This window comes from Parabacteroides sp. Y3-G-102, assembly GCF_023656845.1.
GTDB lineage: Bacteria > Bacteroidota > Bacteroidia > Bacteroidales > Tannerellaceae > Parabacteroides > Parabacteroides distasonis.
Genome location: NZ_JAMOKU010000005.1, coordinates 109,354 through 127,642, shown reverse-complemented (window position 1 = coordinate 127,642; position 18,289 = coordinate 109,354). Strand labels below are relative to the sequence as shown.

Here is an 18,289-nt window from a genome sequence, read left to right as displayed (position 1 = left end):
ATAAAAAGGTTCAGCCTAACCGTTCGCCTCCAAGCGGATTAAAAACGGACAAAGGCTGAACCTCTTTTTATCTCAAATAAATCTTATAGCATAGTCCACCGGAGAAATACTTCATTCGCTGCAATTCGAATTGAAAATGTATATGATTGAATAGCAGGTAAGTGGCTCCCATAGCGAAGTCTTTCGAATCGTATTCGGCTATGACGTTCAAATGCGGGGCGAATGAAGGATTGTAGGTGATACCTCCCGCCACACCGTTCAAGGGATAATCCTCACGGCGATTATACAGATAGGATAAATGAACGCCTAAGGTTCCCCTTCCCAGCTGAAAATGTTTGGTAGCGGCCAGATAATAACGGCAGAAATAGCCGTTCCCTATGGCTGAAGCGAATTTATGCCCGGATGACGTAAAAGGGTCCGAAGTCCCCAGCACGACAGCGGGGATGTATTTGCTTTCTTTCAACACACGTAAGCGGGCGGAGAAATAACGATCTTGGTTCGTGAATCCGGAATAGCCATGCTTATCCAATCCAAGGCTCTCGGCCGTAAACAGCGTACAAGTATACGCTACTTCCAGAAACGGGAAGATCGTCACGTTCAAATAATAATTCCACGTATTAAAATTAAACTTGGGAGGCGTAAGCTCTTGATGCAAGAAGTTTCCGCCAAGCATCACGGTCTTGTCCTTTTGCATATCGGCGGACGGGGCATGCAATAGCCCTGTCGTGCCATAAGATAATTGAGCCGGAAGTATCGTCCAGCAACTTAAGAATATGATCAATAAGAGTAATTTCTTCATTTTTCTTTGTTTACTTATAAACTTCCGGCTCAACATTATTTAATCAAGCTTCAAATATCAAGCATTAATCCGGGATGATGATACCGCCACCGGCGTTATTGCCATCACCATGTCCGTGACCGTGGGATTGCTTGTAAACAGGAGTACCTTCTATCTTGATAAGTTTTTTAGCTACAACCTGAATCTCTTCCACCTTTTTACCCTTTGTCATAAACTTAAATACATACGTATTTGTAGTATATGTCTTCTTCAAGCTCATAGAAGCGACCGTACGATCAGCTTCCGTAGGAACGGATGTTGTCAATGATGTTTGGATACCTATCTGATAACCATCAGCTTGCAAACGATTAGAGATTCGGTTATAAACCGCATTCTTAGCGACTTGACCATCTACGTTAGATTTTCCGACTAGATCCTGCAAGTTTTCTCCAACATAAGCATTTGTAGTTGTAACAACTACAGGAATGTTTCCTGCCTTACCATCAGAGCAGTAGTCAACAACCTTTTCTACGATTGTAGTATCAGTACTGATATCTTCAGTTTCCGCTAATGCCAACTCAAAACCTGCGGCAAACTTAGAGAAGTGAGCGACAGACATTTCCGCACCAGTACCATTGATATAAACAGGGTCCGCCGTAGGATCAATCTTCATGATCTCCTTATTATCTATGCCTGTGGTCGCATATAACAATGCCATAGGCTGTGTAGAAGAAACCAAATCCTTCGGAGCGTCGAACGAGATCTTCAAAGCCGGAGAGAATACCGTACCGCTAGGCTCGCCTTTATATACACGGCTTACACTGGCTACCGCACCAGCATCAGAAGTCACATTATTGGATTGCAGAGCTTCCGCAGACATATCACGTTCAATCACCAATGTTTGATTACTACTTGCCGGCATAACGATAACGACAGGCTTACCACTTTCCGCGACCAAACTTACCTCATCTTTCTCTTTTATACCATCAGCGGTCGTACTTTCAATCACTCCTATCGATTCTGTCAATTTCTCAGCATCACTTTGATTCAAAACCTTAATAACTGGAGCTTGAACCTCATTATCCGCACCTTTATAGTTATCTAAGACATTAGCAGGAATGACAACGTCTACTTTTTGCTCAACATTATTCTCATCCACATAAGTGACACCAGACACCTTAACCTCTTCGGTTCCGCCTGCGTTAATCGCATTCTTAATCTCATCCGCTACTTTTTCCGCTTCTTTTTCCGGAACCTGAACACCATATTTAGAAAAATCAATCTCCGTATTTCCACCTGTACCTATAGGGTTCAATGTGATAGGAAATACATAGTTCATACTCTGACCGACCTTAAAGATGATCGTACGAGAGTAGCTCGTATAACCTGCGGCTTTAACACTCAAGATAAATTGAGCATCCTCCGTAACCTTTGATGATGCGATATTGAAAGAGAACTCACTCTCATTCTTAGAAATAAATAACTCTTCACTTCCTAACATCAATGTGACTTCCGCTGTCTTGATGTCTGCGCCCGTAGATAGGTCTGTTATTATACCAGATACGATATAAGTCGCTTTTGACGGATCTGTCGGTTTGGAAGGATCGGAAGGATCAGACGGGTCTGTTGGCTTGGAAGGATCAGACGGGTCAGAAGGATCTGTCGGCTTAGAAGGATCATCCGGGTCTACTGGAATAGAAGGAGCGACATTCATCACGATAATAGCTGGATACTCAACGTCGAATGTATCACCTTCGCCCTCTTTCTTTTCTTGATCCGGAACGGCTGAAACGACAACCTTAGCCACGGCTTTAGTATATCCGGAAGCTGTAGCTACTACGTCGTAGATACCGGGAGTCACATCAGAGACCTTAAAATTAGGTTTATTCTCTTTAGCGATCTCTTTATCCCCGTATTTTACGACAACAGAAAGGCTGGAAGTAGAGATAGCTTTTCCCACAACATCCTCGATCGATACGGAAAGATTGTACTTCGCCTTCTTATACTCTTTCGGAGTATCGGGAGTCGTGCCCTTTACCATGACGGCGTTTACTACATACTGTCCAACACCCGATTCGATCTTCTTCACATCCACATCATAGCTTCTGTCTGCATAGCCTTCCGACTTAAAGGCGATTTTGTAAGAGCCTGGTGTACTTTTCAAGTCGAAAGAGTACGTTCCATCAGAACCCGTCGTAGCACTAAGAGATTGAGCTCCAGAAAGAGCTACGCTAACGCCAGCCATTGGGTTGTTGCTGGCATCCATAACCGTACCACCAATCGCATAGGTGGCAACAGTGCCACCACCATCCGGAGTAGGCACATCATCATCGTCATCCTTACAACCAACGAAGCCAATCATGGCTGTCGTAAGGAACAAGACCAATAAGGTCTGTAACTTTGTAATTGTTCTCATAATAAAACTATTTAAAAATTGAGTAATTCCGACTTTATAAAGTACGGGTTGAATTGATTCTGTTGCATGATGTTATCATTCGGTGAGGCTTTATACCCCTTATAATAATAGCGTTCATTACCGGCGTTGTAAGACATACCCCAGTTGTCAGAAGGAAGCACCCGCACATTCTTACGTTTATATTTATAAGGAGGAAGAGCCACTTGAAACCGGAAACCTCCGTTTTTCAAAGCACCTTGCGCCTTCATCGCATAAAAACCGATAGAGCAATGGCGGAAATGACGGATCAAGTCAATCCGTCCACCGACCTCTCCCAGCAAGTACTGCTCGGCTTTCAAAGAGACCTGTGTATTGTATTTGGACCAGTAAAAACTACCTCCCAACGACCAAGTGACCCGCTGATGAGTCCCATAATGATATTCGAACTTATGCCAAGATCCCGTACCCGTACAACCAATACGTCCTTCCAAAGAAAAACGTTCATCCTTCAAATGATGGGTTACCGCTAAATCCACGCCATAACGATCCGCATTGAACAAACCGATACTGGCTCTAGCAAACGTACGATAAGGTAAACGAAAAGATTGGGAAAGGGTAACCATGCCCGGGTGAATCTTACCCGCCCAAGGACCATATCCATCATTATATATAGGAAACACCATTTGCGCCGTCAGCTTCATCCCATTCCAGAAAGAGACCTCGATCGCAGGCGAGAGGTTGAATAACACTTGGTATATTTGTGTGATAATGAGGTTCTTCAGATACAACTCCGGATAAACCACCACGTCTACTTTAAATAAGGAGCTATTCATACGGTACTCTTTTTTCACCTTATCCCAGCTATCGCCCAGATCGTAAGTAGCATCCCAGGCGGAACGGGCCGCATAGGAGCCGGGAGCCGCCTTCAAGCTGTCCGGATTTGCCGTATAGATCAATGAGATCTGCGGTATATTATTATCCAATACGACGATACGGCAGGATTTGCCCTTCTCCGGCAAGCCTGTTTTCTGGATGCGGTCTATGGCATGGGCCAGTCCCACACCCTGCAAACGCCAAGGGGTATTCTCCAAGACATACACTCTCTCCTTCTCGTCCTCCGACCAGACAACATTCTCAAAACCCATATCGACCAGCATATTCGCGGTGATATCCGCATATACCTTATTATATTGGGCCTTTGTAAACATAGGCAATAGTAGCAAAAAGAATAAAAGGCATTCCTTACGGAGTAAAATGGCTCGTATAGAAGACTTTCTATTCATATCTCTAGAGTTTGATTCCAAGTTATCATTGGTTTACTGTTTTTCTTATTCTTACCCTTCCACATAAAAAACGACTAGTGAAAACGATCGTTTAGATCTTGCATTTTTTTAGAAAGCAAAAAGATGATGCTCTTTTGTCATATTCGTGACACTTTGATTAATCTATCCTGTTGAGAAGAAGATATATAGCAGGATAAAATTTAATCGGAAAAGGTTGCCGGTCTCGGAGAAATGCCTACCTTTGCAAACGACTAATTGAAACGATCGTTTTTTACAGTCGTTTTCAATCTAAATATTTTTATTGTTATCATAGATACTTCTCATAATAGCCTGCGCCAAAATCAACAAATGACACTTCATATTTAGAAAACGACCTCATTATTTTAAAATGTACATAACCCCGCTTCCAAAGTCAGCTAGCTTCGCTGGCAAAGTAAGTTAACTTACTCGGGCATTTAAGTCAGCTAGCTTCGCTGGCAAAGTAAGTTAACTTACTCGGGCATTTAAGTTAGCTTACTTTGCCATTTAAGTTAACTTACTTTTTGGCCCTTCTATACAGCCCAAAAAGAATACGGAAATTTGCTATTCTCGGAAAGCATTCTTATCTTAGCAAATTATAGCAGATTATAGCAAAGAGAGAGTTTCATGTTAGCAGCCATTCATATACAGTTAATCGTTGGTACGATATTTATCATATTGTATAGCGTCACTATATTAGGACTGGTATTAGTTATCATTACAGAGAATAGGAATCCGTTAAAGACAATTCCTTGGGTAATCGTCTTATTATTAGCACCCGGTATCGGACTGCTTTTCTATTTCTTCTTTGGACAAGATAACCGGAAACAACGGATCATATCGAGGCGTACCTATAAACGCATCATGAAAAGGCCGCAAGAGGGTAAATTACCTCAAGACGCCTGCGTAGTTCCGGACCCCTATAAACCTTTATCGACCTTGTTGACTAACACCAACCAATCCTCCCTCCTATACGGAACACAAATCACGATTTATACGAATGGTACCGATAAGTTCAAAGACTTGCTGGAAGAGATCCAGAAAGCGACCCACCATATCCATATACAATATTATATATTCTGTGATGACGAGATAGGAAAACAGGTGCAACAACTCCTTATCAAGAAAGCAAAAGAAGGTGTGAAGGTACGTGTACTTTATGATGATGTGGGTTGCTGGAATGTAAAAGACGGCTTCTTTAAGGAAATGAAGGAAGCGGGTATCGAGGTATATGCGTTCTTGAGGGTAGCGTTCCCCGTTTTCACCAGTAAGGTGAATTACCGGAACCACCGCAAGATTATCGTGATAGACGGTAAAGTCGGGTTTATGGGAGGCATGAATATAGCCGACCGATACGATAAGGGAACCTCTTGGGGCACATGGAGGGATACGCATTTCAAATTCGTAGGGAAAGGAGTGCACGGGCTTCAATCCGTATTCCTCATCGATTGGTACGTGGTTAGTAAAAAACTCTTGAACGATCGGATTTACTATCCGGCCGCCCAAATCTATAGCGATAATATTATGCAAATCGCCACTAGCGGTCCGGTAGGTCAATGGAGAACTTTGTTGCAAGCGACCATTTTCATGATCGCCAACGCCAAGAAGTATATCTTTATACAAACCCCTTATTTCCTGCCTACCGAAGGATTGAACCAAGCGTTGCAAACCGCCGCCTTAGGGGGAGTGGATGTTCGTTTGATGCTGCCTAAGCGTTCCGATACACGTTCAGCGAATATGGCCAGTCATTCCTTTATCGACGAGATGGTAAAGGCCGGCGTAAAAGTATACCTCTACAAACCGGGCTTCTTGCATTCCAAGCTAGTCGTGTCCGACGACGCATTGACAAGCATCGGGTCTGCCAATATGGACTTCCGTAGCTTTGAGCATAACTTCGAGATTAACGCTTTCGTATATCAAAAGGAATTCGCCCTGCAAATGAAACGCATCTTTACACACGACATGCATCACTGTGAGCGTTTGATCCCTTCCCGCTGGTTAAAGCGCCCCCTCAAGCAACGCATGGCGGAATCATTTATGCGTCTGTTTTCTCCCCTTCTTTAAGGAAGATGCTAAAGTTCACGGAGCCATACACCCGGTGCTGATAAAAATAAGGCAAAGATGAGAAGTCATTGGTCTTAGGATGTTCCATGATGAATATCCCTCCATCCCTTAGTAAATCACGCTCGAAAACCAAGGCGGGTATTTCCGGCAACTCCGGCAAGGCATACGGGGGATCGGCAAAGATGAAATCGAAACTTTGCTTAGGGGCTGAATTCAAATAACGGAAAACATCCCCACGAATCAGAGCCAACGCATCCGTCTTCAGCTCTTTCGCTACCTTGGCTATAAAAGAGGCATGAGCGTTATTTTTCTCTATGGCGGTTACATTCCGGCATCCTCGTGAGATCAACTCAAAAGAGATACTTCCGGTTCCGGCAAAAAGATCCAACGCATCCATACCTTCCAGATCCACCAAATTATTTACTACGTTAAAAATATTCTCTTTCGCAAAATCCGTCGTAGGACGTGCGCTAAACGAAGAGGGCACGTCAAAACGCCGACGACCGTATATACCGCTTATTATTCGCATATTAATAAAGATATTAAATCCATAGGGGCTTTCGTTACATCCGTTCCCAGCAGATAGGCTTCCGAAGGGATCTCCACCGGCTTAACATGGCGTAAATAGGCTCGCAATCGCTCCAGAACCCGCATTCGCGAGGAAGATTCCCCCGCTAAAAGCAACTGGTCCTTTTCTTGGTCCAATCCCGCCTGTTTCCATACATATAATATATAGTATACTATATCGTCCGATTGGTCGATCGGGTAAGAGTTCACAAATAAGAGTTTCCCTTGAGCGTAACACGCCACATCCATCCGCTTTCGTTCTATCACGACATACATTTGCCGGGGTAAGCTAGCACTACTTTCTTTTGTCCATAGCGTTAGCGGAGAAGTCATGTAGTGGGAGAAAAAAGGATGCAAAAGAGAACGGGAGCAAAATTCGTAAACCTCCTCGTCTACACCAAACACCAACTTAGCCTGTTGTTCCTTTAAAGTATCGGTTAAGCAATGTAATTCCAGTGTAGAAAAGCTGAAATCCAATAAACGCCCTTCCTTACCGTCCCCCCAATAATTATCAGGGACCAAGCTATATTCCGGAGATACACAGATCACGTTAATCCGTTTATAAGTCCACGTAAGAAACTCATGAGCGAAGAAAAACTCCTTAAGGGAAGAAATGAAAGAGACCGCCCGATCGAATTCCGTTTCCCGATAAAAGAAACTTCCTCCAGCCGAGGGATCATACCCGGAAAAAGAAAGTCCACCCGACCGAAGCCGGATGGACACTATATACTTTTCCGAATTATCAGTAGTTAACGTATCAGGAATGCTGATAGTCATATGAGCCGCTGATTATTCCCAGTTACCTGCGTTGTTATTAATTTCTTCCAAAGAACCTACGCGCAATCCCGGGAACTTACCTTGTTTCTCTGCCTTGTCGATCAAGTTATAAGTCAACTGAGCATCCATGTCACGCAAATATTCTTTGTAAGGAACCTCACAAGCGAATACTTTGATCTCATAACCCGAACCAGATTTCAACGTAGCCGTATCCATCTTGAAAGTAATCTTTTCACCCGGAACGGCCGGAACATAACGCATAGCCGCTACATCATAGTTCTTACCCAGCAAAGTATCTTTCGCCAATACCCACATGGTATCACGTCTGATTAAACCTTTCTTAACAGCCTCTGCTTCTGTCATACCTTTCTCCAACTGCTCATCCGTCAATACACCTTCCTTGATCAAGAACGGCAACTTATCCGTATTCAAGAATTTCTCCAAATCGTCGAAACTTCCGGCATGAGTCTTATACATGTTCTTGTATTCGATCTGAGCCTTACGGATTTCAATCAAACGGGCGATAATCGCATTGTCACGAATAGTCTTCTGATCATCATACTCAATCGGACCAGTGACGCTCTTGTAGCACATGTAAACTAGCAGTACAACTGCGGCAGCTAATAAAATCTTTAATGTAACTTTCATGGTTTGTATTGTTTTTTGAATTTATTTCGTTCGGCAAATTTAAAAAAGAATATTTAATACACTACCTTTATCGCGAAAATTATTGCGATCAAAATGATAAATAGTTACATAAGCCAGCAAATCGAACGAAATTTCCCCTATAAACCGACGGATGATCAGTTTTTAGCGCTTCATACGCTTACCGAATTTCTCTTGTCAGAGGAACCGGACAGCCTTCTACTAATGAAAGGCTACGCAGGAACCGGAAAAACCTCTCTGGTCGGGGCTTTGGTGAAAACGCTTAACGAACTAAAGCAAAAAACGTTTTTGTTGGCTCCAACCGGACGAGCAGCCAAAGTTTTCTCGGGCTACGCTGGCCAAAAAGCGTATACAATTCATAAAAAAATATATCGTCAACGGGCGTTTTCCAATGAGCCGACGGGCTTCATGCCGGCAGATAATTTACATAAAGATACACTTTTTATCGTCGACGAGGCTTCTATGATCGCCAACGAGGGGTTGGATTCATTTGTTTTTGGTTCCGGACGCCTGTTGGACGATTTAATCCAGTATGTCTATTCCGGGGAAAACTGTCGTCTTATCCTAATGGGAGATGTCGCACAGCTTCCTCCAGTAATGCAAACGGAGAGTCCCGCCTTGAATCCTGAGATATTACGGGGTTACAACCTACAGGTTTGGGAGATAGCGTTAACTCAAGTCGTACGCCAAAGCGAAGACTCGGGAATCCTGTTCAACGCGACCCGGCTACGAGACGCACTACGAAACCACACGGTCGAGATCTTTCCGAAATTACAATTAAAAGGCTTCTCCGATTTCACGAAAGTCAATGGAGATGAGCTAATTGAGGAAATATCTTCCGCCTATAGCCGCGACGGGATGGAAGAGACAATGATTATCTCCCGCTCGAATAAACGAGCCACGATTTATAATAACGGCATACGTAACCGTATCCTATACAGGGAAGAAGAGCTATCGTCCGGCGATCGTTTAATGGTAGCGAAGAACAATTATTATTGGACAGCGAATTGTAAGGAGATGGACTTTATAGCGAACGGAGAGATCATTCAAGTCATGCGGGTACGCCGTGTCACGGAGATGTATGGCTTCCGCTTTGCCGACATCACGGCTCGTTTTCAAGATTATGATCTGGAAATCGATTTGAAAATCCTATTGGATACTTTACAGACCGACTCCCCCGCCCTCCCTAAGGAGCTAAACGACAAGCTCTTTTACACCATATTGGAAGATTACGAGGACATTCCTACCAAGGCGGGAAAAATGAAAAAGATGAAGGTAGATCCTCATTACAACGTCGTCCAAGTAAAATACGCTTATGCGGTAACCTGCCATAAAGCCCAAGGCGGCCAATGGATGAACGTCTTTCTCGATATCGGTTACATCACGGAGGAAATGCTTGGTGAGGATTTCTATAGGTGGCTCTACACGGCTTTTACCCGGGCGACCCATCACCTATATCTGGTGAATTTACCGGACGAGTTCGTCGAATGATTTACAATATTTTAAGATCGAAACTGGCAACATTGACAAGAAATACTTATTTTTGTTGCAAAACATACGTATGTCCGGATGATTTATAGCATCTGAAAAACATATAGAAATGGCAAACAAGGAAAAAATAGATTATCTATTGATCGATATCAGGGAGCTGGAGAAGTTGGTAGCCGGAATGAGGGACGCGGAAATTTATCCCGCCTCTTTCTTCAACCAGACCTTCCAGTTGACCCACAAGGTATTGCAGGAGCTTCATACGCTGGAGGAGTTTCAGTTAGAGGCTTTGCGTAAACAAATGGAGGAACACCAACGACTTATCGATTCTATTCCCGTAAGTAAACCTTTACAGATGCCGGAGGTGCAACCGGCTCCGGAAGTATCCCCTACGATCGAGGTCGTACAGGTACAAGAACCGGTCGTTGAGGAACCTATCGTAGTAGAACCAATTGTCGAAAAAGAGATCCCAGAAGAAAAGATCGTACAAGAGACAATCCCCTTGAAAGAGATAGAGATTCCACATAAAACTATATTAGCGGATAAATCCAGTATTTCACTGAATGATATATTGGAGAAAAAGAATCTTTCTGATTTCCGTAAGGCATTCAGTTTAAATGATCGTTTCCGCTTCAGAAGGGAATTATTCGGAGGAAATGAGGAGAAAATGAATAAGGCGATCTCAGACCTGAACGATCTTAGCTCGTACGAGGAATCGGTCACTTATCTGAACAAGGTGTTGAACTGGAATATAGAAGACGCTTCCGTAGCCGATTTCATCAAGCTATTGGAAAAACGCTTCTCATAAATATACGATATGGCAAAATTGACTGTAGTCCCAACCCCTGTTGGTAACTTGGAAGATATGACATTCCGGGCAATCCGTGTGCTAAAAGAAGCTGATCTTATTTTAGCGGAGGATACCCGTACGACCGGCATCTTGCTGAAACATTTCGAGATACAGAACAAGATGCAGTCCCACCACAAGTTCAATGAACATAAGACGGTGGAGCAAATCGCAGCCCGTATCAAGGGAGGCGAAAATATCGCCCTTGTTTCCGATGCCGGTACGCCGGCCATCTCCGATCCGGGATTCATGTTGGTGAGGGAATGTGTTCGCCAAGGGGTAGACGTAGAGTGCCTGCCCGGAGCTACGGCTTTCGTGCCCGCCTTGGTAGCGTCCGGATTACCCAATGAGAAGTTCTGTTTCGAGGGGTTTCTCCCTCAAAAGAAAGGAAGGCAGACCCGGCTAAAAGAATTGGCTTTGGAATACCGGACTATTATTTTTTATGAATCACCTTTCCGTCTGCTCAAGACCTTGACGCAATTCGCCGAGTTTTTCGGTACGGACCGCGAAGTATCAGTATCCCGGGAAATCTCCAAATTACACGAGGAAACCGTACGAGGCTCCTTAGAAGAAGTAATTCAGCATTTTACCGTGAACGAACCAAGGGGTGAGATTGTTATTGTATTAGCAGGCTTAAAAGATAAAAAGGACAAAGAGACAGAAAAAGATGTTTAACTTAACAAGCAAAAAGAACATGAAGAAAGTATTATTAGTATGTGTCTGCACAGCCATGCTGGCCTCTTGTGGCCAAAATTCAGCGGATTACAAGAAACTAAAGGCTGAGAACGATTCTCTACGTATCGAGAATACGAAGAACACGGATGAGCTTAATGATATGCTCTCCACCCTAAATGATATTGAATCTGATTTTCAATCTATACGTGATGCCGAGAATTATTTGACAATCCAACAACAAACCGGCGGTGAGCTAAATCAGTCACGCAGAGATCAAATCAAGCAGAACATGCAATTGATCAGCGAGACCTTGAAGAAGAACAAGGAGCAAATCAGCCAGTTGGAGGAGAAATTGAAGAAAAGCGGTATTCAATCTTCCGCATTACGAAAGACGATCGATCGTCTTTCCTCCGAGCTGGATCAAAAGGCAACGATGATTGTCGCTTTGCAAGAGGATTTGGCAAAGAAGAACGTACGTATCCAAGAATTGGACGAGATGGTAAGTTCCTTGAATGAGGATGTGGAAAGTCTGGCTACTACCGCAGCCGCTCAATCCGAGAAATTGAACGCTCAAGATAAAGCCCTTCACACGGCTTACTACTGTTTCGGTACTTCCAAGGAATTGAAGGAACAGAAGATCTTATCCGGTGGTGGCCTGTTCTCTAAATCTAAAGTATTGCAGAGTGGTTTCAACAAGGATTATTTCATCTCTATCGATATCCGTGAGGTAAAAGAAATTCCTTTGTTCGCAAGCAAGGCTAAACTAAAATCCAATCATCCGGAAGGATCTTATGAGTTCGTAGAGGATGAAGACGGAAACTTGACCTTGAAAATAAATGACGAGAAGGCTTTCTGGAGCCTAGGCAAGTATTTAGTGATCGAAGTTGGATAATGATTTATAAAAGTATATTTATCGATTTGGACGATACCCTTTGGGATACGTACCATAACAATAAAGAATGCCTTGAAGAGCTATATACCGATTACCACTTTAATCGGTATTATGCCTCCTTCGAGGCTTTCTTTGATATTTATATGCCTCATAATCTAGACTTATGGGCCAAATACCGTTCGGGGGAAATAGACCGGCAAACCTTAATCTTGGATCGATTTCTCTATGTACTTCGTCCGTTAGGAATAGAGGATAAGAAAACCGTCTTATCGGTAAATAATGATTTCTTGCAACGCACGACCACCAAAACCCGATTAGTGCCCGGAGCCATTGAATTACTGGAATATCTCCGCCCTTCCTATCGGTTATTTATTTTATCCAATGGATTCCGTGAGGTACAATTCAAGAAACTTAGCAACGCTGGCTTGGCTCCTTATTTCGAACGGATGATCCTGTCCGAGGACGCTAATATACAAAAACCCCATAAAGGTATTTTCGACTTCGCCTTAAAGAACACGAACTCACGCCGGTCCGAGAGCTTAATGATCGGGGATAGCTGGGAAGCTGATATCATTGGGGCTTACCAATCCAAGATCGACCAGATATGGTTGAATCCGGAAGGATTACCTGCCGATGGATTCAACCCGACCCATACAGTCCGCTCTCTGGAAGAGATCAAATCCATCCTATAAACAGACCTTTCTTACAATGCCCATTATAGCATGCTTACGATGGGCATTATAAGCTCCTTAGAATGGGCATCATAAAGATCTTACAATGCCTATTCTAAGAACAACATCTTAACAGCTTATAAATAAATCGATTACTTATCGGCAGTCACCAGATATCGGCGAAAGCCCTCAGAGTATTCCGGATGATACCCGTCTCCTATCGAATCGGAACAAATAATAAAATAGTCAAGGCCGGGCACTTTAGCGCATAAGGATTTAGCCTCCTCCGAGCCTAAGACCATAAATGCGGTAGCATACGCATCAGCGGTCATGGCATCCGGAGCGACGATCGTAGCGCTAAGGATATCCCGCTGTACAGGGCAACCTTCACGAGGGTCGATCGTATGGGCGTATTTACGTCCATCCTTTATATAAAAATTACGGTAATTACCTGATGTAGCCATTCCTAACGGTTTAGGGAAGCTAACGATCTGCTCGAGTTCTTGATTCATGCCGGCAGCGTCATCCGTAGGCTTCGTGATCCCTAAGCGCCAATCCATGCCCGAGGGATTCACACCTTTCACACGCATCTCGCCACCAAACTCCACCAAATAATTACGGACCCCTTTCTTCTCCAGCATTTGGGCTATCATATCGCAAACCGTTCCATCCGCCAAAGAAGAAAAGTTCATCATCAAGCGAGGATCGTCCTTCACGATGCGATCCCCTTCTAAACGAACTTTCTGAAAACCGATAAACTGACGGACACTGTCGATATGAGCAGGGGTTACGCTATCCTTCCGGCTGAAGCCAAACCCCCAAAGGTTGATCAACGGGGCGCAAGTCACGTCGTAGGCCCCATTTGTCTCAGTAGACACTTCAAGCGCCTTCTTAAAGACTTTTTGGAAGAGCGTATCTACCCGTATGTCACGGTTCTGGTTTACCTGACTGATTACCGAAGTAGAATCAAAAGCATTAAACAGGTGGTAGAAATATTTCAACTGCTCGTCAATCTCCTTATCCAATGGTTTAGTATGCTCAAACTTAATATGATAAGGTGTATGAAGCCTTCCGGATACCTCATAGTATTGGGGAGCCTGTTCACAACTTATCAACAAGATATTAACAAGTAAACAAAAAATGGAGAATTGACTTTTCATATTAGAACTCTGATGTAAAATGGAACTTAATATCCGGAAAATCCTGTTGGGCCATCATCAATACATAGCTGGAATCCGCTAAATAAACATCACGGCCTTCCTTATCCAACGCCATATATTGCGCCTTACGTTTCTTGAAATTCTCCAATGCCTCTTGGTTATCACTCTCGATCCAGCAAGCCTTATATAGGCTGATCGGCTCCCATTTACATTGAGCGGCATACTCATGCAACAGGCGGTATTGAATAACCTCAAACTGCAATTGTCCCACGGTACCGATAATCTTCCGGCCATTGAATTGATTGGTAAACAACTGGGCGACACCCTCGTCCATCAATTGCTCGATACCTTTGTTCAATTGCTTTGCCTTCATCGGATCGGCGTTCTCTATATATTTGAACATTTCGGGAGAGAAGCTCGGCAATCCCTTGAAATGCAATTCCTCTCCGGAAGTCAACGTATCCCCTATCTTAAAATTCCCGGTATCCGGCAAACCGATAATATCACCCGCGAACGCCTCATCCACCACTTCTTTCTTCTGAGCCATGAAAGCCGTCGGGCTACTGAAACGCATCATCTTACCGAAGCGTACATGCTTATAGTTCGCGTTACGCTCAAAACGACCGGAACAAATCTTCACAAAAGCGATACAACTGCGATGGTTCGGGTCCATATTCGCATGGATCTTGAAAATGAAGCCGGTGAAATTATCCTCATTCGGGTCTACCACACGCTCTACCGCATGGATCGGACGTGGCGAGGGAGCGATACGAATAAAGCAATCCAATAGCTCTTTCACACCGAAGTTATTCAGAGCGGAACCAAAGAATACCGGAGCGATATCCCCATCCAAATACGTATTCACATCAAATTCGGGATAAACCCCCTCTATCAACTCTATATCCTCACGAAGCTTCGCAGCTTGCGTAGGATCAATATAAGTCTCGAGATCCGGACTAGTGATATCCTTGAATTCCACATTCTCCGTCACATATTGCTTACTCGGGGTATATAGGTTCAGTTTCTGCTCAAAAATATTGTATACGCCCCGGAAACGTTGTCCCATATCGATCGGCCAGCTCAATGGGCGTACCTTTATCTGTAATTCTTCTTCTATCTCATCCAGCAAATCAAAAGGATCTTTACCATCACGGTCCATCTTGTTGACAAAAACGATCACCGGAGTCTTACGCATACGGCAAACCTCCATCAACTTACGAGTCTGCGCCTCCACGCCCTTGGCGATATCGATTACGATAATAACGCTATCCACCGCCGTCAAGGTACGGAACGTATCCTCGGCGAAATCTTGGTGGCCCGGTGTATCCAAGATATTAATCTTATGATCGGAATAATCAAAAGCCATTACGGAGGTAGCTACGGAGATACCGCGTTGCTTCTCAATCTCCATCCAGTCGGACGTGGCAGTCTTCTTGATTTTATTAGACTTCACCGCTCCCGCTACATGGATAGCGCCACCAAATAACAATAATTTCTCGGTAAGCGTAGTCTTACCGGCATCCGGGTGGCTGATTATGGCAAACGTTCTTCTTCTTTCAATCTCTTCTGAATACTGGCTCATTCTATTTTATATGTATATATTGTTATCAGTTACACTTTGTTATTCATGCAGTAGGCCAAGCTAGTCTCCCAATGGGGAATCGTCAGTCTGTACGTGCTTTTTATCTTACCTTTATTCAATACGCTATAATGCGGCCGACTGGCCGGTGTCGGATAATCCTTGGTCTCTATGGGTATCACCCGGTTATTCATACCTGCTATTTGCAAGATCTTTACCGTAAAATCATACCAGCTACACACCCCCTCGTCCGAGAAATGATAGATACCCGGTATAAATTTACCCGCCTCGGCACGTTCCAGCACGGTAAGCATAGCGACCGCTAAATCTCCGGCATAAGTAGGCGTACCCACTTGGTCGAATATGAAACGCAACTCATCCCGCTCCTTTCCCAAACGCAATACCGTCTTCATAAAATTGTTTCCATACTCGGAATACAACCAAGCCGTACGGATAATCACGGAATCCGGACACACCTCCATCAAGGCCTGCTCTCCCGCCAGTTTCGTACGTCCATATACGGAAACAGGACAAGTCGCATCGCTTTCCAGATAAGGACGGCAACTCGTTCCATCGAACACATAATCGGTAGATACATGAATCACCTTCGCACCTACGGCATGAGCGGCCTCACCTAAGTTCCGTACCGCATCCCGGTTGATGCGCATACACAAATCCTCATGCTCCTCCGCTTTATCCACCGCTGTATAAGCGGCGCAATTCATGACATATTGAACATCATTTTCCAAGACATATTTCCGGACGGCCTCCTTGTCGCAAATATCCAACGTATCTATATCCGTAAAAAGAAAATTATAGCCGGGATACTGGCTGATACGAGCGTGGATAGAACTTCCCAATTGACCGTTCGCTCCGGTTACCAAAACTGTCTTCATGTCTATATCTATTATTAATCCTCTAGTTTAAGTTCCCCTTTCATATCTTCCCTATATTTCTCAGCGAGCAACGCCAAGAAGGAACTGATTTGTTTAATGCCCTCTAACGTCTCCGCACTCACCTCTTTCCCTTGCATACGCAAAAGCAGATAGCCATATACGGCGGCGAAACAAGTTTCCAACTCCGGCAGATCCTCTCCACCCGATTTAGCCCGGAGCTGTACGATATAAGGAAGCGTCTTATAATAAGCCGCGCTATAAACCATCTCTTTCGGAGATTTCAAAAGACGGAGATGCAAATCGGTCAAAGTAATAATCACATTCTTGTTCAATTGGATATGACCTTTCTCCATCACCCCTTCGCTACGCATCATCTCGATCAATTCCTCGTACCATTGAGCGATTTCCTTCTTCACCTCCTCGGGCTGGTCGTAATGGGCGATCACCGTGCGGTTGATCGAATCCATATCGAACTTATTCGCCCGGATCAAGTCCTCAACCTGCCACATATAAAGCAGATATTCAGCGATATTCTCTTTTCTTTTTTGTCTAGCTATTATCATATCGGCAAAGATAAACTATATTCCGATAACGCTTGATAAAAATCCGCGTCTTTAACGCCTAACTGCCGGCAAGCCAAACGTGCCGCATTCAGATTGATCAAGAAATAGCGATTGGGAATCCGTACCGGATAGTCTCCGTAGCGAGTATGCAGAAAAGTCTGCCCGTCTTTCTCCACGACCGGATGTTCCTCAAAAGGGATAGCGGTGATATCGCTCCGAACGTCCCCTGCCAACTGACTGACAGTATCATCACCTCCAAAATAAATCAATTTCCCTTCCCGCTCAATAGAAACGGAGAAAGATTGATAAGTGGATAAATAGGCCTCCGGAGTCGCATGATCCGTCTCGGTAGACCAAGATAAATTCGTCAGGATGGCGATATGCGGACGATAGAATTCCAATTGGAAACGCTTGTCCAAGGCAGAGGTGATATGCTCATCTCCTTCGATCAAAGCGATACGTGCCTCATAACTCAAATGTACCCGATTCGGAAGCGAGTCCACCTTGCTAGTCAACGCATAGTCGAACGCCAACTTTTGCCGGCGCAACGCACAGACCATCATGGAAATAATTGTCTTCTTTCCACGACTACCCGCCACAACAACCCGAGTTTTCGACCGAGTCCGTTGAAATATAAATTCCGGAATGGATTGGATTAACATCCCCAATTCCTTCGCACGCAATAATTCCGGGTTATCTTGCTTTACTTTAGCACCCAAAACCACCGAGTGAATATCTTTTATTAATTTCTCCGGAAACCACCCATCCCCATAACAGGTACAGCCCGCGTTATGAAGTCTTCCTATCATCTCTTCAGTCAGACCACAACCGGAAGCGCTTACCTCATATCCTTTTTCTCGAAGTGCTAGGGCTAGATCTAAAACCAAAGGTTCGGTTACGGAGATCAAATGAACTTTTCGCATCGTTTTGATTTTAGCGCAAAAGTACGACTTTTATAAATACCTTCGGC

General features: G+C 44.1%; 17 protein-coding genes. 6 read left to right on the top strand and 11 right to left on the bottom strand.

Annotated features, from left to right (window positions below; genetic code table 11):
- Nucleotides 1–67: 67 nt before the first annotated feature.
- The 3 genes from NBH16_RS03945 to NBH16_RS03935 all read right to left on the bottom strand — a co-directional run bounded on the left by NBH16_RS03945 (nucleotide 68) and on the right by NBH16_RS03935 (nucleotide 4,456).
- The gene (locus NBH16_RS03945) at nucleotides 68–799 is read right to left on the bottom strand and encodes a YjbH domain-containing protein (protein ID WP_009018315.1); all 732 of its coding nucleotides are present in this window, start codon (nucleotides 797–799) and stop codon (nucleotides 68–70) included.
- 64 nt (nucleotides 800–863) lie between these two features.
- On the bottom strand, nucleotides 864–3,194 hold the full coding sequence (locus tag NBH16_RS03940; RefSeq protein WP_009018316.1) for a carboxypeptidase-like regulatory domain-containing protein: 2,331 nt from the start codon (nucleotides 3,192–3,194) through the stop codon (nucleotides 864–866).
- Nucleotides 3,195–3,205: 11 nt separating this feature from the next.
- Complete coding sequence (locus tag NBH16_RS03935; protein WP_039848939.1) at nucleotides 3,206–4,456, bottom strand: hypothetical protein; 1,251 nt, start codon at nucleotides 4,454–4,456, stop codon at nucleotides 3,206–3,208.
- A 645-nt stretch (nucleotides 4,457–5,101) separates the two neighbouring features.
- Here NBH16_RS03935 and cls point away from each other — a divergent pair.
- The gene (cls, locus tag NBH16_RS03930; protein ID WP_250788122.1) at nucleotides 5,102–6,538 is read left to right on the top strand and encodes a cardiolipin synthase; all 1,437 of its coding nucleotides are present in this window, start codon (nucleotides 5,102–5,104) and stop codon (nucleotides 6,536–6,538) included.
- Here cls and NBH16_RS03925 read toward each other — a convergent pair.
- The 3 genes from NBH16_RS03925 to NBH16_RS03915 are packed head-to-tail and all read right to left on the bottom strand — an operon-like array spanning nucleotide 6,510 to nucleotide 8,530.
- Entirely contained in the window at nucleotides 6,510–7,067 is a 558-nt protein-coding gene (locus NBH16_RS03925; RefSeq protein WP_005861342.1) for an RsmD family RNA methyltransferase, read from the bottom strand. The two genes, cls and NBH16_RS03925, sit on opposite strands and share 29 nt — an antisense overlap.
- Complete coding sequence (locus NBH16_RS03920) at nucleotides 7,058–7,882, bottom strand: DUF3822 family protein (RefSeq protein ID WP_008773842.1); 825 nt, start codon at nucleotides 7,880–7,882, stop codon at nucleotides 7,058–7,060. Before NBH16_RS03920 ends, NBH16_RS03925 begins: the two co-directional genes overlap by 10 nt.
- 12 nt (nucleotides 7,883–7,894) lie before the next feature.
- On the bottom strand, nucleotides 7,895–8,530 hold the full coding sequence (locus NBH16_RS03915; protein WP_005861338.1) for a hypothetical protein: 636 nt from the start codon (nucleotides 8,528–8,530) through the stop codon (nucleotides 7,895–7,897).
- Between the two features lie 93 nt (nucleotides 8,531–8,623).
- Between NBH16_RS03915 and NBH16_RS03910 the strand changes: the two genes are divergently transcribed.
- The 5 genes from NBH16_RS03910 to NBH16_RS03890 all read left to right on the top strand — a co-directional run bounded on the left by NBH16_RS03910 (nucleotide 8,624) and on the right by NBH16_RS03890 (nucleotide 13,142).
- On the top strand, nucleotides 8,624–10,039 hold the full coding sequence (locus NBH16_RS03910) for an ATP-dependent DNA helicase (protein ID WP_005861336.1): 1,416 nt from the start codon (nucleotides 8,624–8,626) through the stop codon (nucleotides 10,037–10,039).
- Nucleotides 10,040–10,148: 109 nt separating this feature from the next.
- Entirely contained in the window at nucleotides 10,149–10,844 is a 696-nt protein-coding gene (locus NBH16_RS03905; RefSeq protein ID WP_250788121.1) for a DUF8457 domain-containing protein, read from the top strand.
- 9 nt (nucleotides 10,845–10,853) lie between these two features.
- Nucleotides 10,854–11,558 (top strand): 16S rRNA (cytidine(1402)-2'-O)-methyltransferase, encoded by a 705-nt coding sequence (gene rsmI / locus NBH16_RS03900; protein ID WP_196009911.1) that lies wholly within the window; start codon nucleotides 10,854–10,856, stop codon nucleotides 11,556–11,558.
- Between the two features lie 19 nt (nucleotides 11,559–11,577).
- Nucleotides 11,578–12,450, top strand: a complete 873-nt coding sequence (locus tag NBH16_RS03895) for a Cbp1 family collagen-binding glycoprotein adhesin (RefSeq protein ID WP_005861330.1) — start codon at nucleotides 11,578–11,580, stop codon at nucleotides 12,448–12,450.
- The gene (locus NBH16_RS03890; protein WP_008773844.1) at nucleotides 12,450–13,142 is read left to right on the top strand and encodes a YjjG family noncanonical pyrimidine nucleotidase; all 693 of its coding nucleotides are present in this window, start codon (nucleotides 12,450–12,452) and stop codon (nucleotides 13,140–13,142) included. The genes NBH16_RS03895 and NBH16_RS03890 overlap by 1 nt, the downstream gene beginning before the upstream one ends.
- A gap of 131 nt (nucleotides 13,143–13,273) precedes the next feature.
- Here the strand turns inward: NBH16_RS03890 and NBH16_RS03885 are convergent, their stop codons facing one another.
- Genes NBH16_RS03885 through NBH16_RS03865 form a run of 5 tightly spaced genes read right to left on the bottom strand, consistent with a single transcriptional unit; the run spans nucleotide 13,274 to nucleotide 18,242 of the window.
- A complete protein-coding gene (locus NBH16_RS03885) occupies nucleotides 13,274–14,281 on the bottom strand; it encodes an FAD:protein FMN transferase (protein ID WP_250788120.1) in 1,008 nt (335 codons plus the stop codon).
- 1 nt (nucleotide 14,282) lies between these two features.
- Nucleotides 14,283–15,863 carry a peptide chain release factor 3 gene (locus NBH16_RS03880; protein ID WP_005866938.1) on the bottom strand — a complete coding sequence of 527 codons (1,581 nt, stop codon included), beginning with the start codon at nucleotides 15,861–15,863 and terminating at the stop codon, nucleotides 14,283–14,285.
- Between the two features lie 29 nt (nucleotides 15,864–15,892).
- Nucleotides 15,893–16,756: a dTDP-4-dehydrorhamnose reductase gene (gene rfbD, locus NBH16_RS03875; protein WP_250788119.1), complete on the bottom strand. Its 864-nt coding sequence runs from the start codon at nucleotides 16,754–16,756 to the stop codon at nucleotides 15,893–15,895.
- A 14-nt stretch (nucleotides 16,757–16,770) separates the two neighbouring features.
- Nucleotides 16,771–17,319, bottom strand: coding sequence for a DUF4924 family protein (locus NBH16_RS03870; RefSeq protein WP_005861320.1), 549 nt, complete (start codon nucleotides 17,317–17,319; stop codon nucleotides 16,771–16,773).
- On the bottom strand, nucleotides 17,316–18,242 hold the full coding sequence (locus NBH16_RS03865) for a Mur ligase domain-containing protein (protein ID WP_005861318.1): 927 nt from the start codon (nucleotides 18,240–18,242) through the stop codon (nucleotides 17,316–17,318). The genes NBH16_RS03870 and NBH16_RS03865 overlap by 4 nt, the downstream gene beginning before the upstream one ends.
- Between the last annotated feature and the right edge of the window lie 47 nt (nucleotides 18,243–18,289).